General features: G+C 45.0%; 1 protein-coding gene. It reads right to left on the reverse strand.

Going from position 1 to position 320, the window contains the following annotated elements; genetic code table 11:
- Positions 1–208: 208 nt before the first annotated feature.
- On the reverse strand, positions 209–320 hold a 112-nt coding region (locus ICN40_RS11605; RefSeq protein WP_216242901.1), incomplete at its 5' end, for an IS3 family transposase.

Raw genomic sequence — 320 nt, forward strand, 5'->3', positions numbered from 1 at the left:
TCGATTGCAATCCATGCCCCAAAGGGTTTATTGTTTAAGTGGTCAGCCATAGCAATACTCCTTATTGATGATCTCGCAATCACCAGCATGGCTTAAATTGCTGCGGCTGACTACCATTCTGCATGTACTACGGCCCAGAGTTTGTGAGCACCGTCTTGTTGGAATGGGCGGTAGAGCGAGGTTTGCACAATGAATCGCTACCAATATCTTAGACACTTCCCAACCTCGCTTGGTACTGCTGTTCAAATCTTACCGGAGAAAGTCCATTGTTGTAACTATGGCGTCTAACCGGGTTGTAAAACATTTCGATGTAATCAAAA

This window comes from Polynucleobacter sp. Fuers-14 (genome assembly GCF_018882045.1).
In the GTDB taxonomy this organism is placed as follows: Bacteria; Pseudomonadota; Gammaproteobacteria; order Burkholderiales; family Burkholderiaceae; genus Polynucleobacter.